This is a genomic window from Flavobacterium sp. GW821-FHT12A05 (genome assembly GCF_058807735.1).
Genome location: NZ_JBXAQY010000004.1, coordinates 212,272 through 238,457, shown reverse-complemented (window position 1 = coordinate 238,457; position 26,186 = coordinate 212,272). Strand labels below are relative to the sequence as shown.

General features: G+C 33.2%; 25 protein-coding genes. 14 read left to right on the top strand and 11 right to left on the bottom strand.

Annotated elements, in window-relative coordinates; genetic code table 11:
* Nucleotides 1-3: 3 nt before the first annotated feature.
* The 3 genes from AC1RRQ_RS10720 (at nucleotide 4) to AC1RRQ_RS10710 (ending at nucleotide 3,982) form a co-directional block, all read left to right on the top strand.
* Nucleotides 4-852: a transposase gene (locus tag AC1RRQ_RS10720; protein WP_493023015.1), complete on the top strand. Its 849-nt coding sequence runs from the start codon at nucleotides 4-6 to the stop codon at nucleotides 850-852.
* Nucleotides 849-2,909 (top strand): M1 family metallopeptidase, encoded by a 2,061-nt coding sequence (locus AC1RRQ_RS10715; RefSeq protein WP_493023014.1) that lies wholly within the window; start codon nucleotides 849-851, stop codon nucleotides 2,907-2,909. The genes AC1RRQ_RS10720 and AC1RRQ_RS10715 overlap by 4 nt, the downstream gene beginning before the upstream one ends.
* A gap of 167 nt (nucleotides 2,910-3,076) precedes the next feature.
* A complete protein-coding gene (locus AC1RRQ_RS10710) occupies nucleotides 3,077-3,982 on the top strand; it encodes a patatin-like phospholipase family protein (protein WP_493023013.1) in 906 nt (301 codons plus the stop codon).
* Nucleotides 3,983-4,053: 71 nt separating this feature from the next.
* Here the strand turns inward: AC1RRQ_RS10710 and AC1RRQ_RS10705 are convergent, their stop codons facing one another.
* Nucleotides 4,054-4,575 carry a DUF7935 family protein gene (locus AC1RRQ_RS10705; RefSeq protein WP_493023012.1) on the bottom strand — a complete coding sequence of 174 codons (522 nt, stop codon included), beginning with the start codon at nucleotides 4,573-4,575 and terminating at the stop codon, nucleotides 4,054-4,056.
* Between the two features lie 125 nt (nucleotides 4,576-4,700).
* Between AC1RRQ_RS10705 and AC1RRQ_RS10700 the strand changes: the two genes are divergently transcribed.
* From AC1RRQ_RS10700 to AC1RRQ_RS10680, 5 genes are all read left to right on the top strand, one after another.
* Nucleotides 4,701-5,468, top strand: coding sequence for a sulfite exporter TauE/SafE family protein (locus tag AC1RRQ_RS10700; protein ID WP_493023011.1), 768 nt, complete (start codon nucleotides 4,701-4,703; stop codon nucleotides 5,466-5,468).
* Nucleotides 5,469-5,769: 301 nt separating this feature from the next.
* Nucleotides 5,770-8,106 carry an ATP-dependent helicase gene (locus AC1RRQ_RS10695; protein WP_493023010.1) on the top strand — a complete coding sequence of 779 codons (2,337 nt, stop codon included), beginning with the start codon at nucleotides 5,770-5,772 and terminating at the stop codon, nucleotides 8,104-8,106.
* A gap of 1 nt (nucleotide 8,107) precedes the next feature.
* The gene (locus AC1RRQ_RS10690; protein WP_493023009.1) at nucleotides 8,108-8,521 is read left to right on the top strand and encodes a hypothetical protein; all 414 of its coding nucleotides are present in this window, start codon (nucleotides 8,108-8,110) and stop codon (nucleotides 8,519-8,521) included.
* A 154-nt stretch (nucleotides 8,522-8,675) separates the two neighbouring features.
* Nucleotides 8,676-9,296 (top strand): L-threonylcarbamoyladenylate synthase, encoded by a 621-nt coding sequence (locus AC1RRQ_RS10685; protein WP_127340013.1) that lies wholly within the window; start codon nucleotides 8,676-8,678, stop codon nucleotides 9,294-9,296.
* A 71-nt stretch (nucleotides 9,297-9,367) separates the two neighbouring features.
* Nucleotides 9,368-10,393 (top strand): carboxypeptidase-like regulatory domain-containing protein, encoded by a 1,026-nt coding sequence (locus AC1RRQ_RS10680; protein ID WP_493023008.1) that lies wholly within the window; start codon nucleotides 9,368-9,370, stop codon nucleotides 10,391-10,393.
* Nucleotides 10,394-10,668: 275 nt separating this feature from the next.
* Here AC1RRQ_RS10680 and AC1RRQ_RS10675 read toward each other — a convergent pair whose 3' ends face one another.
* The 3 genes from AC1RRQ_RS10675 to AC1RRQ_RS10665 are packed head-to-tail and all read right to left on the bottom strand — an operon-like array spanning nucleotide 10,669 to nucleotide 13,029.
* Nucleotides 10,669-11,502 carry an OmpA/MotB family protein gene (locus AC1RRQ_RS10675; RefSeq protein WP_493023007.1) on the bottom strand — a complete coding sequence of 278 codons (834 nt, stop codon included), beginning with the start codon at nucleotides 11,500-11,502 and terminating at the stop codon, nucleotides 10,669-10,671.
* Nucleotides 11,503-11,536: 34 nt separating this feature from the next.
* Nucleotides 11,537-12,556, bottom strand: coding sequence for a glycosyltransferase (locus AC1RRQ_RS10670; protein WP_493023006.1), 1,020 nt, complete (start codon nucleotides 12,554-12,556; stop codon nucleotides 11,537-11,539).
* A gap of 20 nt (nucleotides 12,557-12,576) precedes the next feature.
* Entirely contained in the window at nucleotides 12,577-13,029 is a 453-nt protein-coding gene (locus AC1RRQ_RS10665) for a type I restriction enzyme HsdR N-terminal domain-containing protein (protein WP_493023005.1), read from the bottom strand.
* A 100-nt stretch (nucleotides 13,030-13,129) separates the two neighbouring features.
* Here AC1RRQ_RS10665 and holA point away from each other — a divergent pair, with 100 nt between their 5' ends.
* The 4 genes from holA (at nucleotide 13,130) to ettA (ending at nucleotide 16,538) form a co-directional block, all read left to right on the top strand.
* Nucleotides 13,130-14,134 carry a DNA polymerase III subunit delta gene (gene holA / locus AC1RRQ_RS10660; protein WP_493023004.1) on the top strand — a complete coding sequence of 335 codons (1,005 nt, stop codon included), beginning with the start codon at nucleotides 13,130-13,132 and terminating at the stop codon, nucleotides 14,132-14,134.
* 67 nt (nucleotides 14,135-14,201) lie between these two features.
* On the top strand, nucleotides 14,202-14,384 hold the full coding sequence (locus AC1RRQ_RS10655; RefSeq protein WP_253784558.1) for a CAL67264 family membrane protein: 183 nt from the start codon (nucleotides 14,202-14,204) through the stop codon (nucleotides 14,382-14,384).
* A gap of 33 nt (nucleotides 14,385-14,417) precedes the next feature.
* Nucleotides 14,418-14,807 (top strand): four helix bundle protein, encoded by a 390-nt coding sequence (locus tag AC1RRQ_RS10650; RefSeq protein WP_057118041.1) that lies wholly within the window; start codon nucleotides 14,418-14,420, stop codon nucleotides 14,805-14,807.
* 39 nt (nucleotides 14,808-14,846) lie between these two features.
* Complete coding sequence (ettA, locus tag AC1RRQ_RS10645; RefSeq protein WP_057119783.1) at nucleotides 14,847-16,538, top strand: energy-dependent translational throttle protein EttA; 1,692 nt, start codon at nucleotides 14,847-14,849, stop codon at nucleotides 16,536-16,538.
* 78 nt (nucleotides 16,539-16,616) lie between these two features.
* Here ettA and AC1RRQ_RS10640 read toward each other — a convergent pair whose 3' ends face one another.
* From AC1RRQ_RS10640 to AC1RRQ_RS10630, 3 genes are all read right to left on the bottom strand, one after another.
* Nucleotides 16,617-17,060: a thiol-disulfide oxidoreductase DCC family protein gene (locus AC1RRQ_RS10640; protein WP_493023003.1), complete on the bottom strand. Its 444-nt coding sequence runs from the start codon at nucleotides 17,058-17,060 to the stop codon at nucleotides 16,617-16,619.
* A 107-nt stretch (nucleotides 17,061-17,167) separates the two neighbouring features.
* On the bottom strand, nucleotides 17,168-17,473 hold the full coding sequence (locus tag AC1RRQ_RS10635; protein ID WP_493023002.1) for a GIY-YIG nuclease family protein: 306 nt from the start codon (nucleotides 17,471-17,473) through the stop codon (nucleotides 17,168-17,170).
* Nucleotides 17,474-17,816: 343 nt separating this feature from the next.
* Nucleotides 17,817-19,982 carry an endonuclease MutS2 gene (locus AC1RRQ_RS10630; RefSeq protein ID WP_493023001.1) on the bottom strand — a complete coding sequence of 722 codons (2,166 nt, stop codon included), beginning with the start codon at nucleotides 19,980-19,982 and terminating at the stop codon, nucleotides 17,817-17,819.
* A gap of 134 nt (nucleotides 19,983-20,116) precedes the next feature.
* On the opposite strand from AC1RRQ_RS10630, the gene AC1RRQ_RS10625 reads away from it, so the two are divergent.
* Nucleotides 20,117-20,782 carry a uracil-DNA glycosylase gene (locus AC1RRQ_RS10625; RefSeq protein ID WP_493023000.1) on the top strand — a complete coding sequence of 222 codons (666 nt, stop codon included), beginning with the start codon at nucleotides 20,117-20,119 and terminating at the stop codon, nucleotides 20,780-20,782.
* A gap of 80 nt (nucleotides 20,783-20,862) precedes the next feature.
* Here AC1RRQ_RS10625 and AC1RRQ_RS10620 read toward each other — a convergent pair whose 3' ends face one another.
* The 4 genes from AC1RRQ_RS10620 to porX all read right to left on the bottom strand — a co-directional run bounded on the left by AC1RRQ_RS10620 (nucleotide 20,863) and on the right by porX (nucleotide 24,708).
* Nucleotides 20,863-21,237, bottom strand: coding sequence for a DUF4258 domain-containing protein (locus AC1RRQ_RS10620; protein WP_071637912.1), 375 nt, complete (start codon nucleotides 21,235-21,237; stop codon nucleotides 20,863-20,865).
* Between the two features lie 36 nt (nucleotides 21,238-21,273).
* A complete protein-coding gene (locus tag AC1RRQ_RS10615) occupies nucleotides 21,274-22,473 on the bottom strand; it encodes an alanine dehydrogenase (protein ID WP_493022999.1) in 1,200 nt (399 codons plus the stop codon).
* 84 nt (nucleotides 22,474-22,557) lie between these two features.
* On the bottom strand, nucleotides 22,558-22,965 hold the full coding sequence (gene tsaE / locus AC1RRQ_RS10610) for a tRNA (adenosine(37)-N6)-threonylcarbamoyltransferase complex ATPase subunit type 1 TsaE (RefSeq protein WP_493022998.1): 408 nt from the start codon (nucleotides 22,963-22,965) through the stop codon (nucleotides 22,558-22,560).
* Nucleotides 22,966-23,154: 189 nt separating this feature from the next.
* Complete coding sequence (porX, locus tag AC1RRQ_RS10605; RefSeq protein WP_493022997.1) at nucleotides 23,155-24,708, bottom strand: T9SS response regulator signal transducer PorX; 1,554 nt, start codon at nucleotides 24,706-24,708, stop codon at nucleotides 23,155-23,157.
* A 224-nt stretch (nucleotides 24,709-24,932) separates the two neighbouring features.
* On the opposite strand from porX, the gene AC1RRQ_RS10600 reads away from it, so the two are divergent.
* Complete coding sequence (locus tag AC1RRQ_RS10600) at nucleotides 24,933-26,162, top strand: HD domain-containing protein (protein WP_493022996.1); 1,230 nt, start codon at nucleotides 24,933-24,935, stop codon at nucleotides 26,160-26,162.
* Nucleotides 26,163-26,186 lie beyond the last annotated feature (24 nt).

The window sequence follows — 26,186 nt, the reverse complement described above, 5'->3', positions numbered from 1 at the left end:
AATATGACATTATATAAAGATAAATTTAAAATTGATTCAAATAGACTGAAGGATTGGGATTATTCTAGCGAGGCAGTTTATTTTATTACATTGGTTACAAGAAATAGAGAATGTATTTTTGGCTCTATTGAAGACGGAAAAATGATTTTAAATGAGAATGGAAAAATTGTGGAGACGGAACTTTTAAAATCAATAAAGATTCGTAAAAATTGGTTTTTTCATAATTGGATTGTTATGCCAAATCATGTTCATTTATTGATTGAAATTAAAGAGAATAAAAACACACAAATAGAAAACCAGATTCCCCACGCGCAAATTGTAGAGACGCACAGCAGTGCGTCTACGTCCAGTATATCCACAAAGGAAAATCCACATGTGCAAAACATGTCGATATACGTTGCGGAGACGCACAGCAGTGCGCCTCTACAATGCCAATCTGACCTGAATTTTGAAAATAATTCTAAAATAGACACCCAAATTTCCCACACGCAGATCGTAGAGACGCACAGCAGTGCGTCTACGTCTGGCATATCCACAAAGGAAAATCCACATGTTCAAAACATGCCGATATACGTTGCGGAGACGCACTGCAGTGCGCCTCTACAGAACCAAACGATGTCGAAATTCTCGAACGAATCAAAATTATCTCGTAAAACCAATTCTATTTCATCTTTTGTTGCTATTTTTAAATCGATTACCACTAAACAGATAAATGGTTTTGAATCAATTTGGCAGCAAAACTATCACGATCATGTTGTTAGGAATTATAAAAGATTTGAAACGATTTACAATTACATTAAAAACAATCCAGGGTCTTGGGAGACGGATTCCATAAATTCCAATTTTCAATGAAATACATTTTTCTTTTTATAACCTCCTTCGTTTTTGCGCAGCAAACCCAATATGTTGATTTTAAATCGGTTTCAGGGCAATTAACCATAAACGATTCACATAAAACGATTTCCGGACATGTCGATTACGATTTTGAGGTATTACAGCCAATTGATACCATTAGAATCGACGGAAAAAATATGGAATTTACTAATGTTCAGATTGATGGTAAAGATGTTAATTTTTTAAACACTGGCAAGGAATTACAGATTTTGAATAAATTTCAAATAGGAAATAATCACCTCACATTTAATTATAATGTAAAACCCAAGCAAGCCTTGTATTTTGTAGATATCGAGAATAATGATGTGCAAATTTGGACTCAAGGCCAGGGGAGATATACCAGTAATTGGTTTCCGAGTTTTGATGATGTCAACGAAAAAGTCATTTTCAGTCTCGGGGTTTCGTTTAAAAAAGGATATCAGGTCGTTTCAAACGGAATTTTAAAAAGCAAAACCGAAAATAACGATCAGATTCATTGGCAGTACCAAATGGAAAACCCAATGAGTTCTTATTTGTTAGTACTTTCTGTTGGAAAATACGATAAAAAAGAATTTAAGTCTAAATCGAAAATTCCATTAGAATATTATTTAGAGAATAAAGATACAGCGCGTTTTGAGCCTACGTATCGTCATTCTAAACGCATTTTTGATTTTCTGGAGAAAGAAATCGGGGTAAAATATCCTTGGAAAATTTTCAGACAGATTCCAGTTCGCGATTTTTTATATGCCGGAATGGAAAATACAACTACGACACTTTTTACAACCCGTTATGTTGTTGATGATGTCGCTTTTATTGATAGAAATTATACCAATGTTGATGCACATGAACTGGCGCATCACTGGTTTGGAGATTTAATCACAGCTGAAAGCAGTACGCATCACTGGCTTCAGGAAGGTTTTGCGACTTATTATGCGTTACTGGCAGAACGGGATATTTTTGGCGATGATTATTTTTACGCTAAATTATACGATACAGCCCAGCAGATAAAATTTGCATCCAGAACCGATGCCATTCCGGTATTGAATGCAAAGGCGAGTTCGCTTACTTTTTACGAAAAAGGAGCCTGGACACTTTTTGTACTGCATCAATCTATTGGAGATAAAGCCTTTAAAAAAGCCGTAAAAAATTATCTGAATAAATATGCTTTTAAAAATGTAAACACGCAGAATTTCTTCGAGGAAGTTAAAAAAGTTTCTGATTTTGATTTAGTTCAGTTTCAAAAAACATGGCTGGAATCGACTGCTTTTGATACACCAACGGCTAACGCTTTATTAAGTAAAAACAACGCGATTAAAGTTCGTTTAGAAGTAGATAAATTAAAGAAAACACCTTTAAGCGAAAAGATTGATTTCTTAAAACAGACTTTAGATTCAGATATTCATTATTCAGTAAAACAAGCTGTTATTTCTCAGTTACAAACAGAAAAATACGAAAGTAAAAAAGAGTTATTACTAAATGCGCTTCATCAAAATAATGTGCAGCTTCGTCAAACGGTTGCAGGAACATTGTCTGTTATTCCAGAAGATTTTAGAACAGAATACGAAACTTTGCTGGATGATAAATCTTATGAAACCCAGGAAATCGCTTTGTTTTATTTGTGGAAAAACTTCCCGAATCACAGAACAGAATATTTAGATAAATCGAAAAACTGGATAGGTTTTAACGATTATAATCTGCGTACATTATGGCTTTCTCTTGCTTTGTCTACACCGAATTACGGCGACAATCCGGAAGAATTAATTAAGGAATTAGTTGCTTTTTCGACTACAAAATATGAAGCTACAACGCGTCAGAATGCTTTAGAAAAACTGATTGCTTTTAAGTTTATAAACGACGATGTTTTAACTAATTTGGTTAACGCTACAACACATCATATGTGGCAGTTTTCTAAGTTTGGAAGAGACACAATTAGACTTTTATTGAAAAATCCAGAAATGCGTGCTGCATTTAATGGAATTTTACCTAATTTGAACCCCGATGAACAGTTTCAATTGAATCGTTTGCTGAAAGAGTAGAGTAAAGAGAATAGAAGCAAGAGAATAGAAGCAAGAGAATAGAAGAAAGAGAATAGAAGAAAGATATTAGAAGAAAGATTTAAAAATAAACAGAGTCTATACTCTTTATTCTTTATTCTATTTTCTTAAAAAATATCCAAAAACAAAATAATACCACATTACAATTTATGAGAGCATTAGTTATTTCTGGTGGAGGAAGTAAAGGCGCATTTGCCGGTGGAGTTGCACAATATTTAATAGAAGAGAAAAAACACGAGTACGATTTGTTTATAGGAACATCTACGGGAAGTCTGCTTATTCCGCATTTGGCTCTTGGTCATATTAAAAAAATTCATTCGGTTTATACCAACGTCACGATGGCAAGTATTTTTAATATTTGTCCGTTTGTGGTAAAAGTAAAAGAAGGAATTGATATTGTAACCATCAATCACTTTAATGTACTGCGTCAGTTTTTTAAGGGAAAGCGAACTTTTGGCGAAAGCAAAGGTTTGAAAAAGTATATTATGAATAACTTTTCCATTTCAGACTTTAATAAACTTAAAAAGCTTGATAATGATGTGGTTATTACCGTAACCAATTTTACTAAAAACGAATCAGAATATAAATCGGTTAAAGATTGTACTTATGAAGAGTTCTGCGAATGGTCGTGGATTTCCAGTAATTATGTTCCGTTTATGAGTTTGGTTACCAAAAATAATTCGGAATACGGCGATGGCGGATTTTCGAGTTTAGTTCCAATTCGTGAAGCTATTAACCGAGGCGCAACCGAAATCGACGTAATTATTCTGGAAACCGAAGTAAATACCAGCAAAATGGTTATTGGTAAAAATCCATTTTCACTGATGATTGATTTGTTTAGAATTGCTTTAGATCAGGTTGAAAAACATGATATTGCTATAGGAAAACTTATGGCAAACAGCAAAGATGTAAAGCTTAATTTATATTATACACCAACAAAACTAACCGATAATGCGCTTATTTTTAATAAAGAGGTAATGAAGGTCTGGTGGGAACAGGGGTATGAATACGCTCAGAATAAATCTGAGGTTATGAGTGACAATAAAGTAAGTTAAGATTTTAGATTGAAGAATTTAGAGTTTGAGAATCAATCTAAAATCTGCAATCTAAAATCTAAAATATTTTTCTACCAAAGTTCAGCAACTTCGTTTTTAATATATCCCAAAGCAGCATTACTTGGAGACTGCTTTTCTAATAAATCGTTTAAAATAACTTCACGAAGTTTATCAGCACTGTCAACACGATCGCTCATGGCTGCTTTACGAATTATTTGAATGGTTGAGTTTTTAGCAGTTGTGATAATAGTCCAGCATTCGTCAGACATATAAATTTGCTGCGTTAAATTGTGTTCGAATTCTTGTTCGATTTGGTCAATTACAAAGTTTTCGTAATCGTGTTTATCTGGAGAAATTGGACTAATTCTGATCAATAATTTAGTCAAATTAATACGTTCTAAAAATAAAGTCATACGCTCATAGGCTTGCAAACGTATTGGAAGAGATTGTTTTTGATATTCTCTATTTAATAAAAAAGCACGTTTCTTATCGTTGTTTTTAATATGAAGTTCAAAAAAACGGTAAGCTACAAATCCAGTAACAATTGCAGGTAATGTATAACTGGCTAATTCTATAATTTTTGTAAAATCCATTGGGTTAAATTTTTTAGCAAAAATATACTTTTTGACGAGAAATCCACTTTAAATTTACCGCAATAAACAAAATGGAAGCTGTACTTTTGCAACTTGTTTTTTAATTTTATTGAAATACACTTTTAATGGATTCATACATTATACTTTTTCTTTGTCTGGCTGCTTTTGCTGCAGGATTTATTGATGCTATTGTGGGCGGAGGCGGATTGATACAAACTCCAATGGGATTAATTTTACTGCCTAATCTTCCGGTTTCTACAGTCGTGGGAACTTTAAAAATTCCGGCTTTTAGCGGCACTGCTTTTGCAGCTTTTCAGTATCTCAAAAAAGTGGTTATTCAATGGAAATTGCTTTTGATTATGATGTGTTTAGCAGTTCCGTCGGCATTTTTGGGTTCTACTATTTTGACTCTTGTGAGCAATGATTTTATGAAACCGCTTTTGCTTGTGGTTTTATCTTTATTGTTTATTTATACTTATGCAAAAAAGAATTTCGGACAGCATGTAGCCAAAGATCATTCGCAGACAACCCAAATAATTTATGCCGTTGTTATTAGTGTAATTGTTGGTTTTTATGACGGTTTTATAGGCCCAGGAACTGGTAGTTTTTTCGTTGTGGCTTTTATTGCTCTTTTAGGTTTTGACTTTTTACACGCTTCCGCGAATGCCAAAATGGTAAATCTGGCCACGAATTTCGGTTCGATCTGCTTGTTTATGATAAAGGGAAAAATAATCTGGACAATCGCAATTCCGATGGCAATAAGCAACGGACTCGGCGGCTGGCTTGGTGCAAAACTCGCTATTAATAAAGGAAATGGTTTTATCAGGATTTTCTTTTTGGTTGTGGTTGTTGGAACGTTGATTCGCTTCGCTTACGATGTGTTTTATAAATAAGGTTCTAAGGGACTGAGATTCTAAGATGCTAAGTTTCTAAGATGTTGAGATTTTGAATTGCCGTTGGTTTTTTCTTTCCAATTTCTCAAAAGAAACCAATTGTTTGTTTCCTAGCCCCGATAGAGGCGGTATCCTCGTATCCCGATGGCTATCGGGAGGAGAGATAAAGCCGAAAGCGGGAACTATGTTTGATAAAAAGCCAATTGTTCTGCTCCAAAAAAAACTTAGTATCTGAGCATCTCAGCATCTTAGGAACTTTCTTTTTTAATTCTTATTTTTGCATCATATGGAGAAAAATTTCATGCAAAAGTACATTGATCAACTCAATGAAGCGCAACGACAACCCGTTCTGAAAAAAGACGGGCCAATGATTATTATTGCTGGTGCAGGTTCTGGAAAAACCCGTGTTTTAACTATTAGAATTGCTTATTTGATGGCTCAGGGCGTTGACGCCTTTAATATTTTATCGCTGACTTTTACCAATAAAGCGGCGCGTGAAATGAAGCACAGGATCTCGGATATTGTGGGAGCATCTGAAGCAAAGAATCTTTGGATGGGAACTTTTCACTCGATTTTTGCGCGTATTCTGCGTTCAGAATCGGATCATTTGGGATATCCTTCTAATTTTACTATTTATGATTCTCAGGATTCGGCGAGGTTGATTTCTTCTATTATTAAAGAAATGCAACTGGATCGTGATGTTTACAAACCAAAACAGATTTTAGGACGTATATCTAATTATAAAAACAGTTTAATTACGGTAAAGGCGTATTTCAATAATCCGGAATTGGTTGAAGCCGATGCTATGGCAAAGCGACCAAGAATGGGTGAGATTTATCAGCAGTATGTAGAGCGCTGTTTTAAAGCCGGTGCAATGGATTTTGATGATTTGTTGTTGAAGACCAATGAATTATTAACTCGTTTTCCTGAGGTTTTAGCTAAATATCAGGATCGTTTCCGCTATATTCTGGTTGATGAGTACCAAGATACAAATCACTCTCAGTATTTGATTGTTAGAGCTTTATCTGATAGATTTCAGAATATTTGTGTGGTTGGCGATGATGCACAGAGTATTTATGCTTTCCGTGGAGCGAATATCAACAATATTTTGAATTTCCAGAAGGATTATGAAGGTGTAATAATGTTTCGTTTAGAGCAAAATTACCGTTCGACCCGAAATATTGTGGAAGCAGCAAATACGGTAATGGAGCATAATAAGACCAAACTGGATAAAGTGGTTTGGACTGCGAATGATTTTGGACCTAGAATTAAGGTGCACAGAAGTTTGACAGATGCCGAAGAAGGCCGTTTTGTAGCGAGCACGATTTTTGAACAGAAAATGCAGCATCAGCTTCATAACGGATCTTTCGCTATTTTATATCGTACGAATGCGCAATCGCGTGCAATGGAGGATGCGTTAAGAAAACGTGATATTCCGTATAGAATTTATGGGGGATTGTCATTCTATCAACGTAAGGAAATTAAAGACGTTTTGTGTTATTTGCGTTTAGTAATTAATCCAAAAGACGAAGAAGCATTGATTCGTGTAATCAATTATCCGGCACGTGGAATTGGAGATACAACGGTTGAAAAGCTGACAATTGCTGCTAATCATTACAAACGCTCGATTTGGGAAGTAATGGTGAATATTGATAAAATTGACTTGAAACTGAATACTGGAACGAAGAATAAACTGAAGGATTTTGTAACCATGATTCAGAGTTTTCAGGTTATTGATCAAAATCAGGATGCTTTTTATATAACGGATCATGTTGCTAAAAAAACGGGTCTGGTTCAGGAATTGAAAAAAGATGCAACTCCTGAGGGAATGGCAAAAATTCAGAATATTGAAGAGCTTTTAAACGGTATTAAAGATTTTACCGAAGGGCAGAAAGAAATTGATGGTGCGAGAGGTGCTTTGGCTGAATTTATGGAAGATGTTGCGCTGGCGACTGATTTAGATAAAGATACTACTGACGAAGATCGTGTTGCATTGATGACGATTCACTTAGCAAAAGGATTGGAGTTTCCTCATGTTTTTGTTGTGGGTATGGAGGAAGATTTGTTTCCGAGTGCGATGAGTATGAGTACCAGAAGTGAATTAGAAGAAGAACGTCGTTTATTTTACGTAGCTTTAACTCGTGCAGAGCATCAGGCTTATTTAACTTATGCGCAGTCTCGTTACCGCTGGGGAAAATTGACTGATAGTGAACCGTCTCGTTTTATTGAAGAAATTGACGGACAGTTTTTGGAATATCTAACTCCTGCAGAAACCAATTATCGTTATAAATCGCCAATTGATGGTGATATTTTTGGGGATGTTGATAAATCGAAACTTCGATTGGCAAAACCAGTAGGAGGAACGCCTCCAAAACATATTACAGATAATAATCCGAAACCGGATTTGAATATTCGTAAATTAAAACCTGTAGCAGGAACTAATCCAAACAGTGCCGCGCCCAATTTATTTGATAATAAATTAACAATTGGAAATGTGGTGATGCATGAACGTTTCGGAAAAGGTGAAGTGATTAATTTAGAAGGAGTTGGAGCTGATAAAAAAGCCGAAATTAAATTTGAAGTAGGCGGAATCAAGAAATTGTTGTTAAGATTTGCTAAATTAGATGTTGTGGGCTAGTATGAAGGTCTTATTATTTGGTTTTGTCTTTTTGATTTCCTTGCATGTTTTTGGACAATCAGAGACATTGAAGGCAAATAATGATAAAAAGTTAGTCGGATATTGGAAGGGAGCTGATTTTGATAGTATAACACTAATTCGTAAAAAATACTGGACTATTAATAGAGAAGAAAATGGGAAGTATTTTATTGTATTTACCTCAGTGAAAGATTGTGAAGTAAAAGTTTGGAATGAAAGAGGAACTTGGTGGACTCACAATGGTAAATATTATAAATTAAATTTCAGGACTCATATTGTAACTGAAATCAATTATCTATTTACTAACGTAAATGAGGTGTTTTTTTCTGAAAAACCTTCAAATGCAAAAGTTAAAAATAATGATGTTTTCTATTTTGAAGGTTTGATAGATTATTAAATATTTCAAATAAATTAAGTTTTGAAATAATTGTCACTCTGAGCGATCCCGAGGCTTCGGGAGAAGAGCTTTTCAATTAGATAGGGCTTCGACTCCGCTCAGCCTGACAAACTTGAACCTGAAACAATTTTAAACTTGAAACAAAAAACAAAAAATGGCTGAGTTCATAAAAATATACCCGGATAAACCTAGTGAAGCTGCAATTGCAAAGGTTGTAAAAGTGCTTCAGAATGGTGGTTTGGTAATTTATCCAACAGATACCGTTTATGGTTTAGGCTGTGATATTACCAATTCAAGAGCTTTAGAGAAAATTGCTAAAATAAAAGGAGTAAAATTAGAGAAGGCAAACTTCTCCTTTATCTGTCACGATTTAAGTAATTTATCAGATTATGTGCGCCAGATCGATACTTCGACTTTTAAAATATTAAAGAGAGCCTTACCAGGACCTTATACTTTTATTTTACCAGGAAATAATAATTTACCAAAAGAGTTTAAAAAGAAAACGACTGTTGGTATTCGTGTTCCTGATAATAATATAATATTAGAAATTGTTCGTCAATTAGGAAATCCGGTGGTTTCTACTTCTATTCGCGACGAAGATGATGTAATTGAGTATACTACGGATCCAGAATTAATTTTCGAGAAATGGCAGAATTTGGTCGATTTGGTAATTGATGGAGGTTATGGTGACAATGTAGGTTCTACAATTATTGATCTTTCAGAACATGAACCTGTTATTGTAAGAGAAGGAAAAGGCGATATTGATATTTTGTAAATAAAGACATCGATTTTACTGTAAATTGAATAATATATTGTTAATTAGTATTAAATATTAACAGTTTAATTATGAAAAATTTGTTTTTCTTTCTTGTTTTGCTTTTTTCTATATCTTGTTTCAGTCAAAGGATTGCAGGTAAAGTGTTTAGTAATGATAAAGTACCGTTGCCCGGAGCAAATGTTTTTTTAGATGGAACTACAATTTCTACTAGTACCGATGAAAATGGAAATTTTGTTATAGAATACGACCCTGATGCAAAGAATATCTTAGTGTTTAGTTATATGGGATTTGAGAATCAATATGTTACAGATCTTGATTTTAAAAAAGATATTGTTGTATATATGGAAATTGCCAAAAATACACTTAAAGAAATAGTTGTAAGAAATGAAAAAGATATATTTACTAGGGAGCAAAGACTAAAAATATTTAGAGAGTATTTTATTGGAGAAACCAGAAATAATGCTAAAATTACTATTGAAAATGAAGATGATATTCATTTTAAATATGATAAACAAAACCATGTTTTACAAGCTTATTCGGATAAACCATTAGTGATTATTAATTCTTACTTAGGTTATCAGATAATCTATGACTTGCACAAATTTGAAGTTACATTCGGTAGTTTAAGCATATACTCCAGAGATGTAATTAAAAGTTATTATGCAGGTTTCAGTCATTTTAAAGAAATCAATAATTCAGACTTAATTTTAAAACGAAGGGAAGAAGCTTATAAAGGTTCACAAATTAATTTTTTTAGAAATTTAGCCAATGGTACTTGGGGACAAGATCAGTTTTTTATATCTAAAAATAACAGCGACGTTATTCCTGAGAATTGTTTTAAAGTTTCTAAACAAGGTAATTTTACAAAAGTTGAAGTGATAAGTCAAAGAAAAGAAAACGGCGACAAAAAATTTGTTGCTTCATATGATATTTTATTTGGTAATGGAGAAGAATCAAGGGTTATTTTTGATGTGAAAACTTTCTACATATATAAGTATGGAAACAATTCTAATATTGAAGATATTATTTTTACAGGAAAAATTGCAGAAGAAAAAATAGGAGAAATGGTACCTTTAAATTATGGTATAAATTGAAAAAGTATTTATAGATCAACAAACAGATTTGATTTCAAACTAATAGTACGTCTCGTCAGAACATAGTGTAATGTTGACATCTTGTAAATAAATACTGAAATGGTATAAAAGTTTAAAAAATATACCTAACTTTAGTATAGTTAAAATTTAGTTAGTTAATTAAAAATAATGCTATTCTTGATTTATATTTAATTGGTTATTAAAAAAATTAAGGATACATAAAAGCAGGTCAATTGACCTGCTTTTTCTGTATAATTATAGTATGTAACTACAAATTATTTAGCCTGTTTTTTCATTTCTTTCTCGATCATATCGTAGAATTGATCAATTTTAGGCATAACAACGATACGAGTTCTTCTGTTACGAGCTTTGTTCTCTGGAGTATCATTAGCTACTAATGGTACGTAAGAGCTTCTACCAGCAGCAATTAATTTAGCTGGGTTAACACCAAGATCGTTTGTTAAAACACGTACGATAGAAGTAGAACGTTTAACACTTAAATCCCAGTTGTCTAAGATAAATCCGTTGCTTTTGTAAGGAACGTCATCTGTATGACCTTCAACCATACATTCGAAATCTGGTTTGTCGTTTACAACTTTAGCAACTTTCGCTAAAACAGATTTAGCTTTGTCACTTACGTCGTAGCTTCCGCTTTTAAACAATAATTTATCAGCGATAGAGATAAATACAACTCCTTTTTCAACATTGATTTCGATGTCTGGATCGTTGATTCCAACTGCTCCTTTTAAACTTGTAACTAAAGCTAAAGTTACACTGTCTTTTTTAGTAAGGGCATCTTGAAGTCTAGAGATTTTTAAATCTTTCTCTTTCAAGCTTTCTAGAGATTTTTCTAGGTTTTCAGCACCTTTTGTAGTTAAAACCGTTAAATCTTTAGAGCTGTTAATTAAGTCTTGATTGTGTTGTTTATAGCTTTCAGCTGTTGCTGCTAATCCTGCTTTTTCTTCTAAACAAGAATTTAATTTAACTGTGCAAGAGTTTAATAAATCTTGTGTCTCTTTTTGCTTAGCTTCCAGCGCCGCATATTCCTTTTTCGATACACACGAAGTTAGGGCCATTAATACTGATAGTGCGATAACTATTTTTCTCATAGGTATTATATTTAATTAAACGTTGATTACAAATTTAGTTCTTAATATTTTGATTACTGTTAAAGATTTCTTTAAAAACCCGTAATTTCTTTATGTAATACAAGAAAACGATACTTTTTACAGTATAGTATTGCTGTATCTGAAAATCTTTTCTTTCTTTTAGGTACTTTAAAGATATGCAATAAAAAGAAAAGTGTGCCTTTAAAATGGCAAAAGTATGTTGCAATTTACCCTGGGTAAGAAAACGAATACCCGCAATTCCGTCTAAAACCATACGGAAGAAAATCACAAAAAACAATCCTTTTTTAGGCAGGTTTTTAACCAGCATTAATAAAGAGTTTCTAAAGTTTAAAAAGGTCTTTTTGGGATTTCCCTGCTGCAATGTTGCCCCGCCAACATGATAAACCACAGATTGTGAATTGTATTTTATAATATGCCCTTCGTTTGCGGCACGCCAGCATAAATCGATCTCTTCCTGATGTGCAAAAAAGGTTTCATCAAATCCGCCTAGTTCGTCGTAAACTTCTTTTCTAATAAAGAAACAAGCACCCGAAGCCCAGAATAATTCGCAATTGTCATCGTATTGACCATTGTCTTTTTCAACGGTTTCAAAAATTCGGCCTCTGCAGTATGGGAAACCATATTTATCAATAAAACCGCCGGCGGCTCCGGCATATTCAAAGTATTCCTTATTTTTAAAATCAAGAATTTTAGGCTGAATAATAGCCGTTTGTTTTTCTGTATTAAAAGTATCAAGAATAGGTTTAAGCCAATTTTCGGTTACTTCAATATCAGAATTAACTAATGCGTAAATTTCGGCATCAATATGTTTTAAGGCATCATTATAGCCTTTTGCAAAACCATGATTTCCGGAATTTTTTACGATCTTAACGGTAGGGAAATTTTCTTTTACGAATTCAACAGAATTATCTGTAGAATCGTTGTCGGCAACATAAATCGCTGCACCTTCTGAAAACTGAATAACAGAGGGTAAAAACTGCTCGAGCAGTTTTACTCCGTTCCAATTTAAAATTACAACTGCTATTTTATCCAAAAGTACTTAATTATTTATTTTTAATGGTTTTCTTTATAGTCGGGCAGGTTTCTTAAAAACTCATATTTTTCGTTTTCAAAATCCATCTGACAATAAAAATGGCTTAGTCCGTTGGTCACATTCAAAAACCGTGCCTGCATTGTCATATTATAACGGGCAATTTGATCAAAAGTTGCCTGCGATATTTTAACTTCAGGTGCTTTGCACTCTACTAATATATGTATAGAGCCATCAGGATTAAAGACTACAACATCGTATCTTTTTCTTAATCCGTTGACTGTTAAAACTTTCTCTACGTTGATAAGAGATTTGGGGTATTTTTTTTCATTCATTAAATAATGAACAACATGCTGACGAACCCATTCTTCTGGGGTAAGAATGATAAATTTTTTCCTGATTTCATCAAAAATAGACACTTTATTTTCGCTATTTTTGAATCGGAAAGTATAAGTAGGGAAATTAAGCTTTAACATAAAGCAAATATAATTTGAAAATTAGTCAATTTGAAAATTACTTAATTATTTATTTCGGCTAAACTGTAAAACTTATACTGAATACTGAAAACTAAATTGAATGGACGAAGTTGTAAAAATTGTTAACGATATCAAGGCGGGAAATATAATGCCTATTTATTTTTTAATGGGCGAAGAACCTTATTATATAGATAAGCTGTCTGAATATATCGAACAAAATGTGCTGGCAGAAGAAGAAAAAGGATTCAACCAAACTGTTTTATACGGAAGAGATGTTTCTGTTGAAGATATAGTTTCAACGGCTAAACGTTATCCTATGATGGCTGATCGTCAAGTTGTTATAGTAAAAGAAGCGCAGGATTTGTCCAGAACGATTGATAAAATCGAATCGTATGTGAATAACCCAATGGAAACCACGGTTTTGGTTTTCTGTTATAAATATAAAACCCTTGATAAACGTAAAAAAGTAACTAAACTTTTGGCTCAAAAAGGAGTAGTTTACGAAAGTAAAAAACTATACGAAAATCAGGTAGGAGACTGGATTAAACGTGTTTTAGCCGGAAAAAAATACACGATAGATCCAAAAGCAAATGCTATGCTGGTGGAGTTTTTGGGAACAGATTTGAGCAAAATTAACAATGAATTAGAAAAACTTCAAATTATTCTGCCTCAAGGAACGATGATTACGCCTCAGCATATTGAGGAAAATATAGGTTTTAGTAAAGATTATAATGTATTCGAACTTCGAAAAGCAATTGGAGAACGTAATCAGCTTAAGGCGTATAAAATTGCCGAAAACTTTGCTCATAACCCAAAAGAATACCCTCTTGTAATGACAACAGGATTAGTGTTTGGATTTTTTATACAGCTTTTAAAGTACCACGGACTGAAAGATAAAAATCCCAAAAACGTGGCGGCTGCAATTGGCGTAAATCCTTATTTTTTAAAAGAATATGATTTGGCTGTAAAGAATTATCCAATGCGAAAAGTCAGTCAGATTGTGGGAGCTTTGCGCGATATTGATGTTAAAAGTAAAGGAGTTGGAGCCAATGCTTTACCGCAAGGAGATTTACTTAAAGAAATGCTTTATAAAATATTTAATTAAGCCGTGAAAATTCACGATATTTGCCTCTCTAAAAAAATTACTACTTAAAAATAATAATTACACAATTATGGGAATGAATAAAAATACCGTTTTAGGATGGGCTACTTTTATAATGGTACTTATGGGATTGTTGCTTATAGGTCTTGGTGCTTTTAGATACAGAGATGTTTCGGGCTGGGGATTTGCGGCGACCGGTGTTGGTTTTTTTGCTAATGCCTGGGTTTTTAATGCTTTAAAAGGCAGGGTTTAAGTTTTCGTAGTTTGTTGTTTAGGGTTTGTTGTTATGGCTAAAATAAATAAATTTGAAGATTTAGAAATTTGGCAAAAAGCTAGAGAATTATGTCAATATGTTGAGTTATTAATCCAGACAACAACTTTAAAAACAAATTATTCACTCAAAGATCAAATAGATAGGAGTTCAGGGTCGATAATGGATAATATTGCTGAAGGTTTTGAAAGAAATGGGAATAGAGAATTTATACAATTCTTGAGTATTGCAAAAGGTTCAGCTGGAGAAGTAAAATCACAATCTTACAGAGCTTTTGACAAAAAACTGATTTCAGAAGAGCAACATTTGAAATTAAATGAAATGACTGAAATAGAAAAAAATAAAATAGGAGCAATGATGAATTATTTAAGAAACTGTGAGTTCAAAGGACTTAAATTTAAGTAATTCAACAATAAACAATAAACTAAAAATAATTAACATAATATGTCAGACGATAAGAAAGTAATTTTCTCAATGCAAAAATTGAGTAAAACCTATCAAGGAGCAGACAAACCGGTACTTAAAAATATTTATTTAAGTTTCTTTTACGGAGCTAAAATTGGTATTTTGGGTCTTAATGGTTCTGGAAAATCTTCACTTTTAAAAATTATTGCAGGAGTTGATAAAAACTATCAGGGAGATGTTGTTTTTCAGCCAGGTTATACAGTAGGTTACTTAGAGCAGGAACCAATTTTGGATGATTCTAAAACTGTAATCGAAATTGTTCGTGAAGGAGCTGCAGAAACTATGGCTGTTCTGGAAGAATACAACCAAATTAATGATTTATTTGGTCTTGAAGAAAATTACTCAGATCCAGATAAAATGGATAAATTGATGGACCGTCAAGCGGCTTTACAAGACAAAATTGATGCTCTTGGCGCTTGGGAAATCGATACAAAATTAGAAATCGCAATGGATGCTTTACGTACTCCAGAAGGTGATACGCCTATTAAAAACCTTTCTGGGGGTGAGCGTCGTCGTGTAGCTTTATGTCGTTTGTTGTTACAGCAACCAGATGTATTACTTCTGGATGAGCCTACCAACCACCTTGATGCTGAGTCAGTTCTTTGGTTAGAGCAGCACTTAGCACAATATTCTGGAACTGTAATTGCGGTAACGCACGATAGATATTTTCTTGATAACGTAGCAGGTTGGATTCTTGAGTTAGATAGAGGAGAAGGTATTCCGTGGAAAGGAAACTATTCTTCTTGGTTAGATCAAAAATCAAACCGTATGGCTCAGGAAGAAAAAGTAGCTTCTAAACGTAGAAAAACTTTAGAGCGTGAGTTAGAATGGGTTCGTCAGGGAGCAAAAGGTCGTCAGACAAAACAAAAAGCGCGTTTACAGAATTACGACAAATTATTAAATGAAGACCAAAAACAATTGGACGAAAACTTGGAAATCTACATTCCGAATGGTCCGCGTTTAGGTACAAATGTTATTGAAGCTAAAAATGTTGCCAAAGCTTTTGGTGATAAATTATTATACGATAATTTGAATTTTACTTTACCACAAGCGGGTATTGTTGGAATTATCGGGCCAAACGGTGCTGGTAAATCTACCATTTTCAAAATGATCATGGGAGAACAAGCTACAGACAGCGGTGAATTTTCGGTTGGTGAAACAGTGAAAATCGCTTATGTAGATCAGTCGCACTCTAATATTGATCCAAATAAATCTATTTGGGAAAATTTTGCCGATGGTCAGGAATTGATTATGATGGGTGGAAAGCAGGTTAATTCAAGAGCTTACTTATCACGTTTCAATTTTGGCGGCGGCGAGCAGAACAAAAAAGTTTCGATGTTGTCTGGTGGAGAACGTAACCGTTTGCACTTAGCGATGACATTGAAAGAAGAAGGAAACGTACTTTTACTGGATGAGCCTACGAATGACCTTGACGTAAATACACTTCGAGCTCTTGAAGAAGGTTTAGAGAATTTTGCTGGTTGTGCTGTAATTATTTCTCACGACAGATGGTTCTTAGATAGAATTTGTACTCACATCTTAGCTTTTGAAGGTGACTCTGAAGTATATTTCTTCGAAGGAAGTTTCTCTGATTATGAAGAAAACAAAAAGAAACGTCTTGGTGGTGATTTAACTCCAAAACGATTGAAATACAGAAAATTGATCAGATAATTTTTGGATCAATTTCAAATATAAAAATCCCAAATTACAATTGTTGTGAATTTGGGATTTTTTGTTATTTGGAATTTTTCAAAGAAACTTCTCTTTTAATTCCGGAGTTGGAATCATGCAGCTTTCTTTTTTGCCGTACCAATTGTACCTGTTTTTGGCAACATAATCGTAGATTCGGTCGCTGATGAAAATTGGAACAATTCTAAAAATTGGGGTTAACTTCCATAAACCGCCAAAATTTTTAGCGATTTCGATTATTGCCGACGATTTGTAAAAATAAGCCGTTTCAGGATTATATAAAATAATACTATCCATTTTAGAAAAACTAATTCCTAAATGTTTACATATCGAAATCCCTAATTCTGACTGCAATGCGACAAATCTAAAAACATCTTTTTTGTCGTGTTTTATAATGAATTGAACTGCACTGTTGCATAAATTGCAGACTCCATCAAAGAGGATAATTTTTTTATCAGTTGCAGTCATTGCGAGGGACGAAGCAATCTCATTTTGGGTTTTCATATTTTGTAATTGCTTATTTTAGTGTGGTTGCTTCGTCCCTCGCAATGGCTCTGCCTGTATGTCTTTGCGAGGGACGAAGCAATCTCACTATGTTTTTCTGTATGGTATTATGCAGTCATTATGTCTTCAATTTCTTCAAACAAATCTTTCCAAGTTGGATTTATTGAATGAATCAAATTATTTTTTGCTTCTCTTGATCCTGCCTTAATTTGTTTTTCTCTTGCTATTGCATCTTCAATCCATTGAAATTGTTCATAGTAAACTAAAATATTTACATTATAACGAGCTGAGAATGATTTTGGATGTTTTTTGTTTTTATGTTCTAAAATCCTTTGTGGAAGATTTGAAGTTACACCCGTATAAACAACGGTTTGATATTTATTGGTTATAATATAAACAAAACCAGGTTTCATAATTTTCTATTGTTAAGTCATTATGAGGAACGAAGTAATCCCATTCTGTAATTATACTCAGCGCTTGTGCTAGTGTGGTTGCTTCGTTCCTCGCAATGACAAAACTATAAATAAATATATAACGTAAGAATTTTATTGCTATTTATTTTTATTATCAGTGTTTGAAATTTAATAAATTTTATAGATCAAAAACAACTTCAATAAATCATTTTTTAGCTGTTTTTGAAAAACTTCCATCTTCTTGATTCTCTTTTTAAAGATCGTGCTTTAAATCGCTTTATTTTAATTTTGATCTTTTTTTGCCTATTTTAAAGACTGAAAACTGCCACTACGACTAAAAAAATTATTTCTTAACAGCTTCAACCAATTCCAATTCTTCCAGACTTACTTTCGAAGTAAAAATCCCGTAATTTACTGTTGCCTTGTTTTTTTCGATTGAGTCGATACTTCCAACAGATCTTCCGTCGAGCATTCTTACTCTGTCGCCAACTTTTAAAATTGGCTTCGGTTTTTCGATAACTGGTTTGAGTTTCTTTTCTTTTTTCTCTTTTCGGATTTCTTCAACTTTTACTTGTACTTCGGCAATAACTTCTTTTTTCTTTTCGGTTATCGCTTTAGTTTCCTTCGGAGTAGCTTTTTTACGTTTTGAATTTTCAATTTCAACTATTTTCAAAAATTCGCCAATAAGCTCTTTCTTGTTTTTATTGTTGAAATATTTCTCAGCAATATCATCAATTTTTTGTCCTATATATATAATCTTCTGATTGCTGTCGTATAACTCCTGATAGCTTTCTAATTTTTGCTGGATTCTGGTATTGATGTTTTCCATCTTTTTACTTTCCTCACGAGCGCGGGTTTCTTCTTCTTTTAAATTTAAAGAAGTTTTTTCCAGTTTCGATCTTTCTTTTTGAAGCGTTGCAATAGTTTTATCAAAACGAACTTTCCCAACTTCTATTTTCTTTTTTGCACGATTAATCAATCCAAACGGAATTCCATTTTTTTGAGCGACTTCAAATGTAAACGAACTTCCCGCTTGTCCTAAAGCCAATTTGTACATTGGTTCTAAAGATTTTTCATCGAACATCATATTGGCATTTGTTGCAAAAGGCAATTCGTTGGCCAGAATTTTTAAATTTGAATAATGCGTTGTAATAATTCCGAATGCTTCACGGTGATAAAATTCTTCCAGGAAAATTTCGGCCAATGCGCCTCCTAATTCAGGATCTGAACCTGTACCAAATTCATCAATTAAAAACATCGTTTTCTTGTTGCATTTCTTCAAGAAATAATTCATGTTTTTTAATCGGTAACTATAAGTACTTAAATGATTTTCAATAGATTGATTGTCTCCAATATCTGTTAAGATTCTGTCGAACAAGAAAGTTTCACTTCGTTCATGAACTGGAATCAGCATACCAGATTGTAACATCAATTGCAATAAACCAACTGTTTTTAAGGAAATCGTTTTACCTCCGGCATTTGGTCCGGAAATTACAATAATTCTATTTTCCTGTTTTAATTCAATGGTCTGCGGATGCGTAACTTCGTTTTTTTGTTTATTGTTCAAATACAAAATCGGGTGATATGCTTCTCTAAAGAATAATCTTCTTTCTTCTGTAATGGTTGGAAGGATTCCGTTGATTCGGTTGGCATATTTCGCTTTCCCGGCAACTACATCAATATCACTTAAAAAATCCTGATATTCAATCAACAAAGACAAAAATGGTCGGATTGCATTTGACAATTGTTTTAAAATTCTCGTGATTTCTTCTTTTTCTTCATACTCAAGATTGGCTAATTCTCTTGAATATTTTAAAGTAGCTTCGGGTTCAATATAAGCAATGCTTCCGGTTTTGGAACTTCCTAAAATAGAGCCTTTTACCTTACGACGATACATAGCAAGAACGGCCAAAACACGTCGGTTTTGAACAAAGCTTTCTTTAATATCATCCAAATACCCTAATCCGTTATATTGAGTAAGCGCCACACCAAAACTTTGGTTTACCTTGCCGCGAACCAAATTCATATTCTGGCGAATGCTCAAAAGAGCAGGAGAGGCGTTGTCTTTTATCTCGCCATATTTGTCTACAATCGCATCGATTAGGGTAATAATCTCTTTTGTCAATTCTACTCTTGATGCTCTTGCGTTTAAGTTTGGATAATAATCATCAAACTTTTTTAAGAATGTAAGCAGTACATTTGTTGTAGAAGAAAGCGTTGCTATTTTTCTAAAACTTCCCACTTCAAGAAAGCTGTCTTCGATTGCTAAAAACTTAATTTCATGCGAAATAGCATCAAATCCGTGATTAGGAATTGCGTTGTTATTTTGAAAAGACGACACATATTCTGATGTCTGCATCAAGGCCTGCATCAATGTTTCTTTGTCTCTGAATGGTGTTATTTGTAAAGCTTTTTCTTTTCCAATATCTGTATTACAGCCAGCTGAAATAGTTTCGAGCACTGTTGGAAATTGTAAGTCTTGTAATGTTTTTTCGGTAATACTAATCATTTAATTTCTTTAAGAAAGTACAGGCAAAAATACAAAAATAGTATCATTGAATGCTGTAAAGTTATAGTGTTATTTTATTGTTTGTTAAAGTATGATTTTACTTAAAAATTTCTGAAATTCGCAAAAAAAAAGTTATGGACGTAAAAATGCATTCTTCCTGGAAGCCCGTTTTGAACGAAGAATTTGAAAAACCATATTTCAACGAATTAATTGATTTTGTAAAATCTGAATATGCGACAAAAGTTTGTTACCCAAAAGGAAATCAAATTTTTTCAGCTTTTGATCATTGTCATTTCGATCAGGTAAAAGTGGTTATTATTGGACAAGATCCTTATCACGGTCCTAATCAGGCAAATGGTTTGTGTTTTTCTGTAAATGACGGAATACCGTTTCCTCCTTCTCTATATAATATTTTTAAAGAAATCGAAACGGATCTAGGTAAACCGATCCCAAAAACCGGAAATTTAGAACGCTGGGCAGATCAGGGTGTTTTTCTTTTAAATGCTACCTTAACGGTTAGACAATCTGAGGCAGGAAGTCATCAGGGTAAAGGGTGGGAAAAATTTACTGATGCTGTTATTAAACAAATTTCTGCTGAGTCTGAAAATGTTGTGTTTTTACTTTGGGGCGGTTTCGCTCAAAAGAAAGCAACATTGATAGATGCATCTAAACATCATATTTTAAAATCCGGACATCCTTCACCTTTAAGTGCTAACAGAGGATTTTGGTTTGGAAACAAACATTTCAGCCAGACAAATGATTTTTTGAAATCAAAAGGATTAAAAGAAATTGAGTGGTAATTTTTTAAATTACAAAGATTCAGAGTTACAAAGAGGCAAAGGAAAAACTTTGCGTCTTTGTAGCTTTATGTGAAATGTTTTTACTTTTTAATAATCTCTTCTAAAACAGCTTTCTTTTCGTAGTTTACTACTTTTAAGATAATCTCTTGATTTTTGGCTGTTTTTCCTTCAATGATATATAATTTTCCTTTGTTGAACGGAACATTACTTTGATCAAAATCAACATCGCCGTACGTTAAAGTACTTTTGATATCAGCAGTATCTATCCATTTTTCGTTTAAAGTCTGAATTGCTTTATCTGAATATTGAAATGGTTTTGTTCTTAGATTGTTTAAAACTCTGGCATTTGGAAAATAGTTGCAACGCGTGTCTTTACCACTAAATACAAGGGCTACAAAAAAGCATCCCATAACTAATCCAATTAAATAATATGCAAAACGGTGTACGAACTTCATGAAATAAAATTTTTGCAAAGGTACATTAAAGTTCCTTTAAAATACAAGTAAATTAATATCGTTGTCTGGCAGGTCGAACCAGTCGCCAATAGCTTTATTTGTTAGTATTCCATGGTATAAATAAATCCCGTTTTTAAGGCCTTTATTGCATCTAATAGCACTTTCAATACCACCATCTTCGGCTATCTGATGAAGGTAAGGTGTTAAGATGTTACTAATTGATAATGAGGCAGTTTTAGAGTAACGAGAAGGGATATTTGGTACGCAATAATGCAAAACATTATTTTTAATGAAAGTCGGTTTTTCGTGAGTTGTTACTTCAGAACTTTCAAAACAGCCTCCTGTGTCGATGCTTACATCTACAATTACGGCTCCTTTTTTCATGTGTTCTACCATTGTTTCGGTAACCACAATAGGACAGCGTTCTTTACCGCGCATGGCGCCAATTGCAACATCACAACGTCTTAAAGCTTTTAATAATGCTTTTTGCTGAATGGTAGAAGTAAAAATTCTTTGGTTCAAATTATTTTGTAAACGACGTAATTTAGTAATAGAATTATCAAAAACTTTTACGTTTGCGCCTAGTCCAATAGCGGTTTTTGCTGCGAATTCTCCAACTGTTCCGGCACCAAGAATAACCACTTCGGTAGGGGGTACTCCGGTAATATTACCAAATAAGAGTCCTTTTCCAAATTCAGTGGTAATCATTAATTCGGCAGCAATAAGGATAGAGGCAGTTCCGGCAATTTCGCTTAGTGATTTCACTGCAGGATAAGAACCGTCTTCATCCTTAATATATTCGAAAGCTAAAGCTGTAATCTTTTTTTGTGCCAAAGCTTCAAAGTAAGCTTTCTTTTTAGTTTTTAACTGAATGGCAGAAATAATAACCGTTTCGGGATTTATCATTTCGATTTCGGCTAAAGTAGGCGGTTCTACTTTTAATAAGAACGGACAGCCAAAAACTCTTTTGGGATCTTTTGTAATTTCTGCACCTGCATCTGCATATTCTTTGTCAGTATAACTCGAACTTTCTCCGGCTCCAGACTCGATCATAACGCGATGACCTTCATAGGTTAATGAATTTACAGCATCAGGAGTTAAACAGATACGGCGTTCCTGGTAGCTTGTTTCCTTAGGGATCCCTATGAAAAGTTCTCTTTTAAAACGACCAACCTCCAGTTTTTCTTCTTGAGGAATTAACTGTTGTTTTGTAAATGGAGTTAAAGTAATTGACATGGATTGTGCAAAAAATTAAGAGTACAAATTACGTAAAAAGTTTTAAAATTAGTGCAAAAATTCTGCTAATAGTGAGGATCGATGTTAAGCTAATTTTAATTCCCTTTTTCCATCTGCTAATAACTCAATTGTTATTGTTGAAGTGTCTTCAGGAAGCAGACTGGCAATTTTTTCAGACCACTCGATAAAGCACCAATTTCCGGAATATAGATAATCATCTACACCCATATCAAGTGCTTCGGTTTCTTTGTTTAATCTGTAAAAATCAAAATGATAAACAATTTGATTGTCAGAAGTATAATATTCGTTAACCAAAGAAAAAGTAGGACTGCTGGTAGCATCTTTTACGCCTAAACTTTTGCATAACTGTTTGATTAAAGTAGTTTTTCCAACGCCCATTTCTCCGTTAAAAAGAATGATTTTTTTAGGATTTGAATCTAAAATCTGCTGGGCAACTTCTTGAATTTGATCTAATGAAAAAACGATGTTCATTTTTTTTAAAGTTACAAAGGTTCAAAGAGGCAAAGGTTCAGAGGTTTTTTCTCTTTGAGGCTTTGGTTTATACTATTTTTTATATGTTTTGCCACGAATTTCGCTAATTAAAAAATATTTTAAAAATAAATTCGTGCTAATTAGTGAAATTCGAGGCAACTTTTTTACTGAAAACTGAGACTGAAAATTTTATTTCGGGTTAAATACCAAAAACGGAATAATCATTTCTTCTAACGAAATACCGCCGTGCTGGTAGGTGTTTTTGTAATAACTTACATAATGATTGTAGTTGTTTACATAAGCCAAAAAGTAATCGTTTTTAGCAAAAATAAACGAACTACTCATGTTTATGGCAGGTAAACCAATTGTTTTAGGTTCTTTTACAACATAAACATCTTTTTGTTCGTAAGTTAAACTACGTCCTGTTTTATAACGCAAATTTAGACTTGTATTTTTATCTCCCACAACTTTCGACGGATTTTTTACATTAATTGTTCCGTGGTCTGTGGTTAAAATTAATTTGAAGCCTAAAAGCTGTGCCTGCTGAATGATTTCTAATAATGGAGAATTTTTAAACCAGCTTAATGTTAATGAGCGATATGCTTTATCATCGGACGCTAATTCTTTTACCACTTCCATTTCGGTTTTAGCGTGCGAAAGCATATCAACAAAATTGTAAACAACAGTTACTAAGTCGTTTCCTTTTAAGGCTTTAAAGTTTTCTGCTAGTTTTTTACCGCCGGCATAATTGGTAATTTTAAAATAATCTTCCTTTATATTTAAACCTAAACGTTTTATTTGTGCCGAAAGAAATTCGGCTTCGTAAAGATTTTTTCCGCCGTCTTCAACGTCATTTTTCCAATATTGCGGAAATTGTTTTTCCATGTCTACAGGCAGTAAACCTGAGAAAATAGCATTTCGGGCATATTGTGTAGCGGTTGGAAGAATAGAGAAATACGGAACTTCTTTTTCTAATTTGTAATAATTAGAAACTACAGTTTCAAATGATTTCCATTGATCGTATCGAAGATTATCAATTACAACAAACAAAATAGGTTTGTCTTTCTTTTTAATTTCCGGAACGACTAGTTCTTTAAATAAATTGTGCGATTGAATTGGTTTATCTGCTTTTGGAGCAAACCAGTCTTCGTAATTTCTTTCAATATATTTACCAAATTGCGAATTGGCTTCGACTTTTTGAGATTCCAGAATTTCGATCATAGCCTGGTCATTGATATTTTCCAGTTTCAATTCCCAAAAAAGAAGCTTTTTGTACAACTCAACCCAGTCTTCATAAGAGTTTACCATAGCTAATTCCATCGCAATTTTACGGAATTCTTTCTGATAATCTAAAGTTGTTTTCTCAGAAATCAATCTCGAGTCGTCCAGATTTTTCTTCAAACTCAATAAAATCTGATTCGGATTTACCGGTTTTATCAAATAATCGGCGATTTTAGAACCAATGGCTTCTTCCATTATATATTCTTCTTCGCTCTTGGTAATCATAATCATCGGGATGGCCGATTTTTTTTCTTTCATTTCAGAAAGCGTTTCTAAACCGCTCATTCCCGGCATGTTTTCATCTAAAAAAACAATATCAAAATTGTCTTCTTCAAACAAGGCAATTGCGTCAAGTCCGTTATTGCAGGTTGTAACTTCGTAATTCTTTTTTTCGAGAAATAATATATGTGGCTTTAAAAGATCGATTTCATCATCGACCCAAAGTATTTTGATCTTATCCATAAGAGAGTTTTAATTTTTAATGCAATTTAAAAGTATAGAACTTAAAAAGTATTAAAAATAGTATAAAATTAGGAGTGAAGAACTGAAATTTATTTTCGTATATTTTTTCGGTCTAAACAATGTTTAAGAAATTACTTATATTAAATAGCAGCATTTTAAGTTAAAAACTGAAATAGTTTTCTACTTATTTACTTATATTTGTTGACCAAAAAAATAGCCAGCTAGTGACTCAAATTAACAAGTTAAAAATATTCAACGACCCAATTTACGGGTTTATATCTATCCCAAATGAACTTATTTACGACTTAATCCAGCATCCGTATTTTCAGCGTTTACGCCGTATTTCGCAAATGGGATTATCGTATTTGGTTTACCCGGGAGCAAATCATACGCGTTTTCATCATGCTTTAGGATGTATGCATTTAATGCAGAAAGCCATAGAAACACTTCGTTTTAAGGGGGTTGTCATTTCAAATGATGAAGAATGTGCTTTGTTAATTGCCATTTTGCTTCATGATATTGGTCACGGACCGTTTTCGCATGCTATGGAAAAAAGTATTGTTGAAGATGTAAATCACGAAGCCATATCCTTATTATTCATGAATAGGCTGAATGAGGAATTTGATGGCAGATTAACATTGGCTATTCAGGTTTTTAAAGGTGAATATCACAGAAAATTCATGCTGCAATTGATTTCAAGTCAATTAGATATGGATAGAATGGATTATTTAAAAAGAGACAGCTTTTATACGGGAGTTGCCGAAGGAAATGTAAATTCTGAGCGTCTAATCCAGATGATGAATGTAGAGGATGACGTTTTGGTTATAGAAGAAAAAGGAATTTATTCTGTAGAAAAATTTCTGCTTTCAAGAAGGTTAATGTACTGGCAGGCTTATTTGCATAAAACAAGTCTTGTGGCCGAATTAATTTTAATGAAAGTATTAAAAAGAGCAAAAGAGCTTACTTTAAAAGGAATAAAGCTACCTTGCAGTGAACCTCTTATGTATTTCATGCAAAACAAAATTACACTTGAGGATTTTGACGCCCAAAAACTGGATTTGTTTTCTCAACTAGACGATTTTGATATTATCAGCGCATTAAAGGCATGGCAGAGAAATAACGATTTTATTCTTTCTACATTAAGTAAAATGATCATTAACAGAGATTTATTGAAAATTAAGCTTAGTGCAGATAAAATTCCGATGGAAGAATCGCAATCGTTAAAAGAAGAATTCGCAGAAGCGCACCAAATTTCGGCTGTAGATGCGGGTTATTTTATTTTTAGAGGTAAAATTAAGAATCAGGCATACAGTAAAGAAGCCGAACCGATACGAATTTTGAAAAAAGATAAAACAATTGAAGATGTTGTTGAAGCTTCTGATCAGTTGAATTTGAAATCGTTATCTAAATTGGTGACAAAATATTATATCTGTTTTCCAAAACAACTTATCTAAAATTAACATTTAAAATCTATTTTT

Excerpts from the sequence above, each read along its gene's own strand:
- AC1RRQ_RS10625 (WP_493023000.1), top strand. The coding sequence starts at position 20,117 with ATGGACGTAAAAATGCATTCTTCCTGGAAGCCCGTTTTGAACGAAGAA.
- ettA (WP_057119783.1), top strand. The coding sequence starts at position 14,847 with ATGTCAGACGATAAGAAAGTAATTTTCTCAATGCAAAAATTGAGTAAA.
- AC1RRQ_RS10720 (WP_493023015.1), top strand. The coding sequence starts at position 4 with ATGACATTATATAAAGATAAATTTAAAATTGATTCAAATAGACTGAAG.
- AC1RRQ_RS10665 (WP_493023005.1), bottom strand. The coding sequence starts at position 13,029 with ATGTTAAAGCTTAATTTCCCTACTTATACTTTCCGATTCAAAAATAGC.
- AC1RRQ_RS10620 (WP_071637912.1), bottom strand. The coding sequence starts at position 21,237 with ATGAAGTTCGTACACCGTTTTGCATATTATTTAATTGGATTAGTTATG.
- AC1RRQ_RS10630 (WP_493023001.1), bottom strand. The coding sequence starts at position 19,982 with ATGATTAGTATTACCGAAAAAACATTACAAGACTTACAATTTCCAACA.
- AC1RRQ_RS10655 (WP_253784558.1), top strand. The coding sequence starts at position 14,202 with ATGGGAATGAATAAAAATACCGTTTTAGGATGGGCTACTTTTATAATG.
- AC1RRQ_RS10635 (WP_493023002.1), bottom strand. The coding sequence starts at position 17,473 with ATGAAACCTGGTTTTGTTTATATTATAACCAATAAATATCAAACCGTT.
- AC1RRQ_RS10710 (WP_493023013.1), top strand. The coding sequence starts at position 3,077 with ATGAGAGCATTAGTTATTTCTGGTGGAGGAAGTAAAGGCGCATTTGCC.
- AC1RRQ_RS10700 (WP_493023011.1), top strand. The coding sequence starts at position 4,701 with ATGGATTCATACATTATACTTTTTCTTTGTCTGGCTGCTTTTGCTGCA.
- AC1RRQ_RS10685 (WP_127340013.1), top strand. The coding sequence starts at position 8,676 with ATGGCTGAGTTCATAAAAATATACCCGGATAAACCTAGTGAAGCTGCA.
- AC1RRQ_RS10695 (WP_493023010.1), top strand. The coding sequence starts at position 5,770 with ATGCAAAAGTACATTGATCAACTCAATGAAGCGCAACGACAACCCGTT.
- AC1RRQ_RS10615 (WP_493022999.1), bottom strand. The coding sequence starts at position 22,473 with ATGTCAATTACTTTAACTCCATTTACAAAACAACAGTTAATTCCTCAA.
- AC1RRQ_RS10715 (WP_493023014.1), top strand. The coding sequence starts at position 849 with ATGAAATACATTTTTCTTTTTATAACCTCCTTCGTTTTTGCGCAGCAA.
- AC1RRQ_RS10690 (WP_493023009.1), top strand. The coding sequence starts at position 8,108 with ATGAAGGTCTTATTATTTGGTTTTGTCTTTTTGATTTCCTTGCATGTT.
- porX (WP_493022997.1), bottom strand. The coding sequence starts at position 24,708 with ATGGATAAGATCAAAATACTTTGGGTCGATGATGAAATCGATCTTTTA.
- holA (WP_493023004.1), top strand. The coding sequence starts at position 13,130 with ATGGACGAAGTTGTAAAAATTGTTAACGATATCAAGGCGGGAAATATA.
- tsaE (WP_493022998.1), bottom strand. The coding sequence starts at position 22,965 with ATGAACATCGTTTTTTCATTAGATCAAATTCAAGAAGTTGCCCAGCAG.
- AC1RRQ_RS10640 (WP_493023003.1), bottom strand. The coding sequence starts at position 17,060 with ATGAAAACCCAAAATGAGATTGCTTCGTCCCTCGCAATGACTGCAACT.
- AC1RRQ_RS10675 (WP_493023007.1), bottom strand. The coding sequence starts at position 11,502 with ATGAGAAAAATAGTTATCGCACTATCAGTATTAATGGCCCTAACTTCG.
- AC1RRQ_RS10705 (WP_493023012.1), bottom strand. The coding sequence starts at position 4,575 with ATGGATTTTACAAAAATTATAGAATTAGCCAGTTATACATTACCTGCA.
- AC1RRQ_RS10650 (WP_057118041.1), top strand. The coding sequence starts at position 14,418 with ATGGCTAAAATAAATAAATTTGAAGATTTAGAAATTTGGCAAAAAGCT.
- AC1RRQ_RS10680 (WP_493023008.1), top strand. The coding sequence starts at position 9,368 with ATGAAAAATTTGTTTTTCTTTCTTGTTTTGCTTTTTTCTATATCTTGT.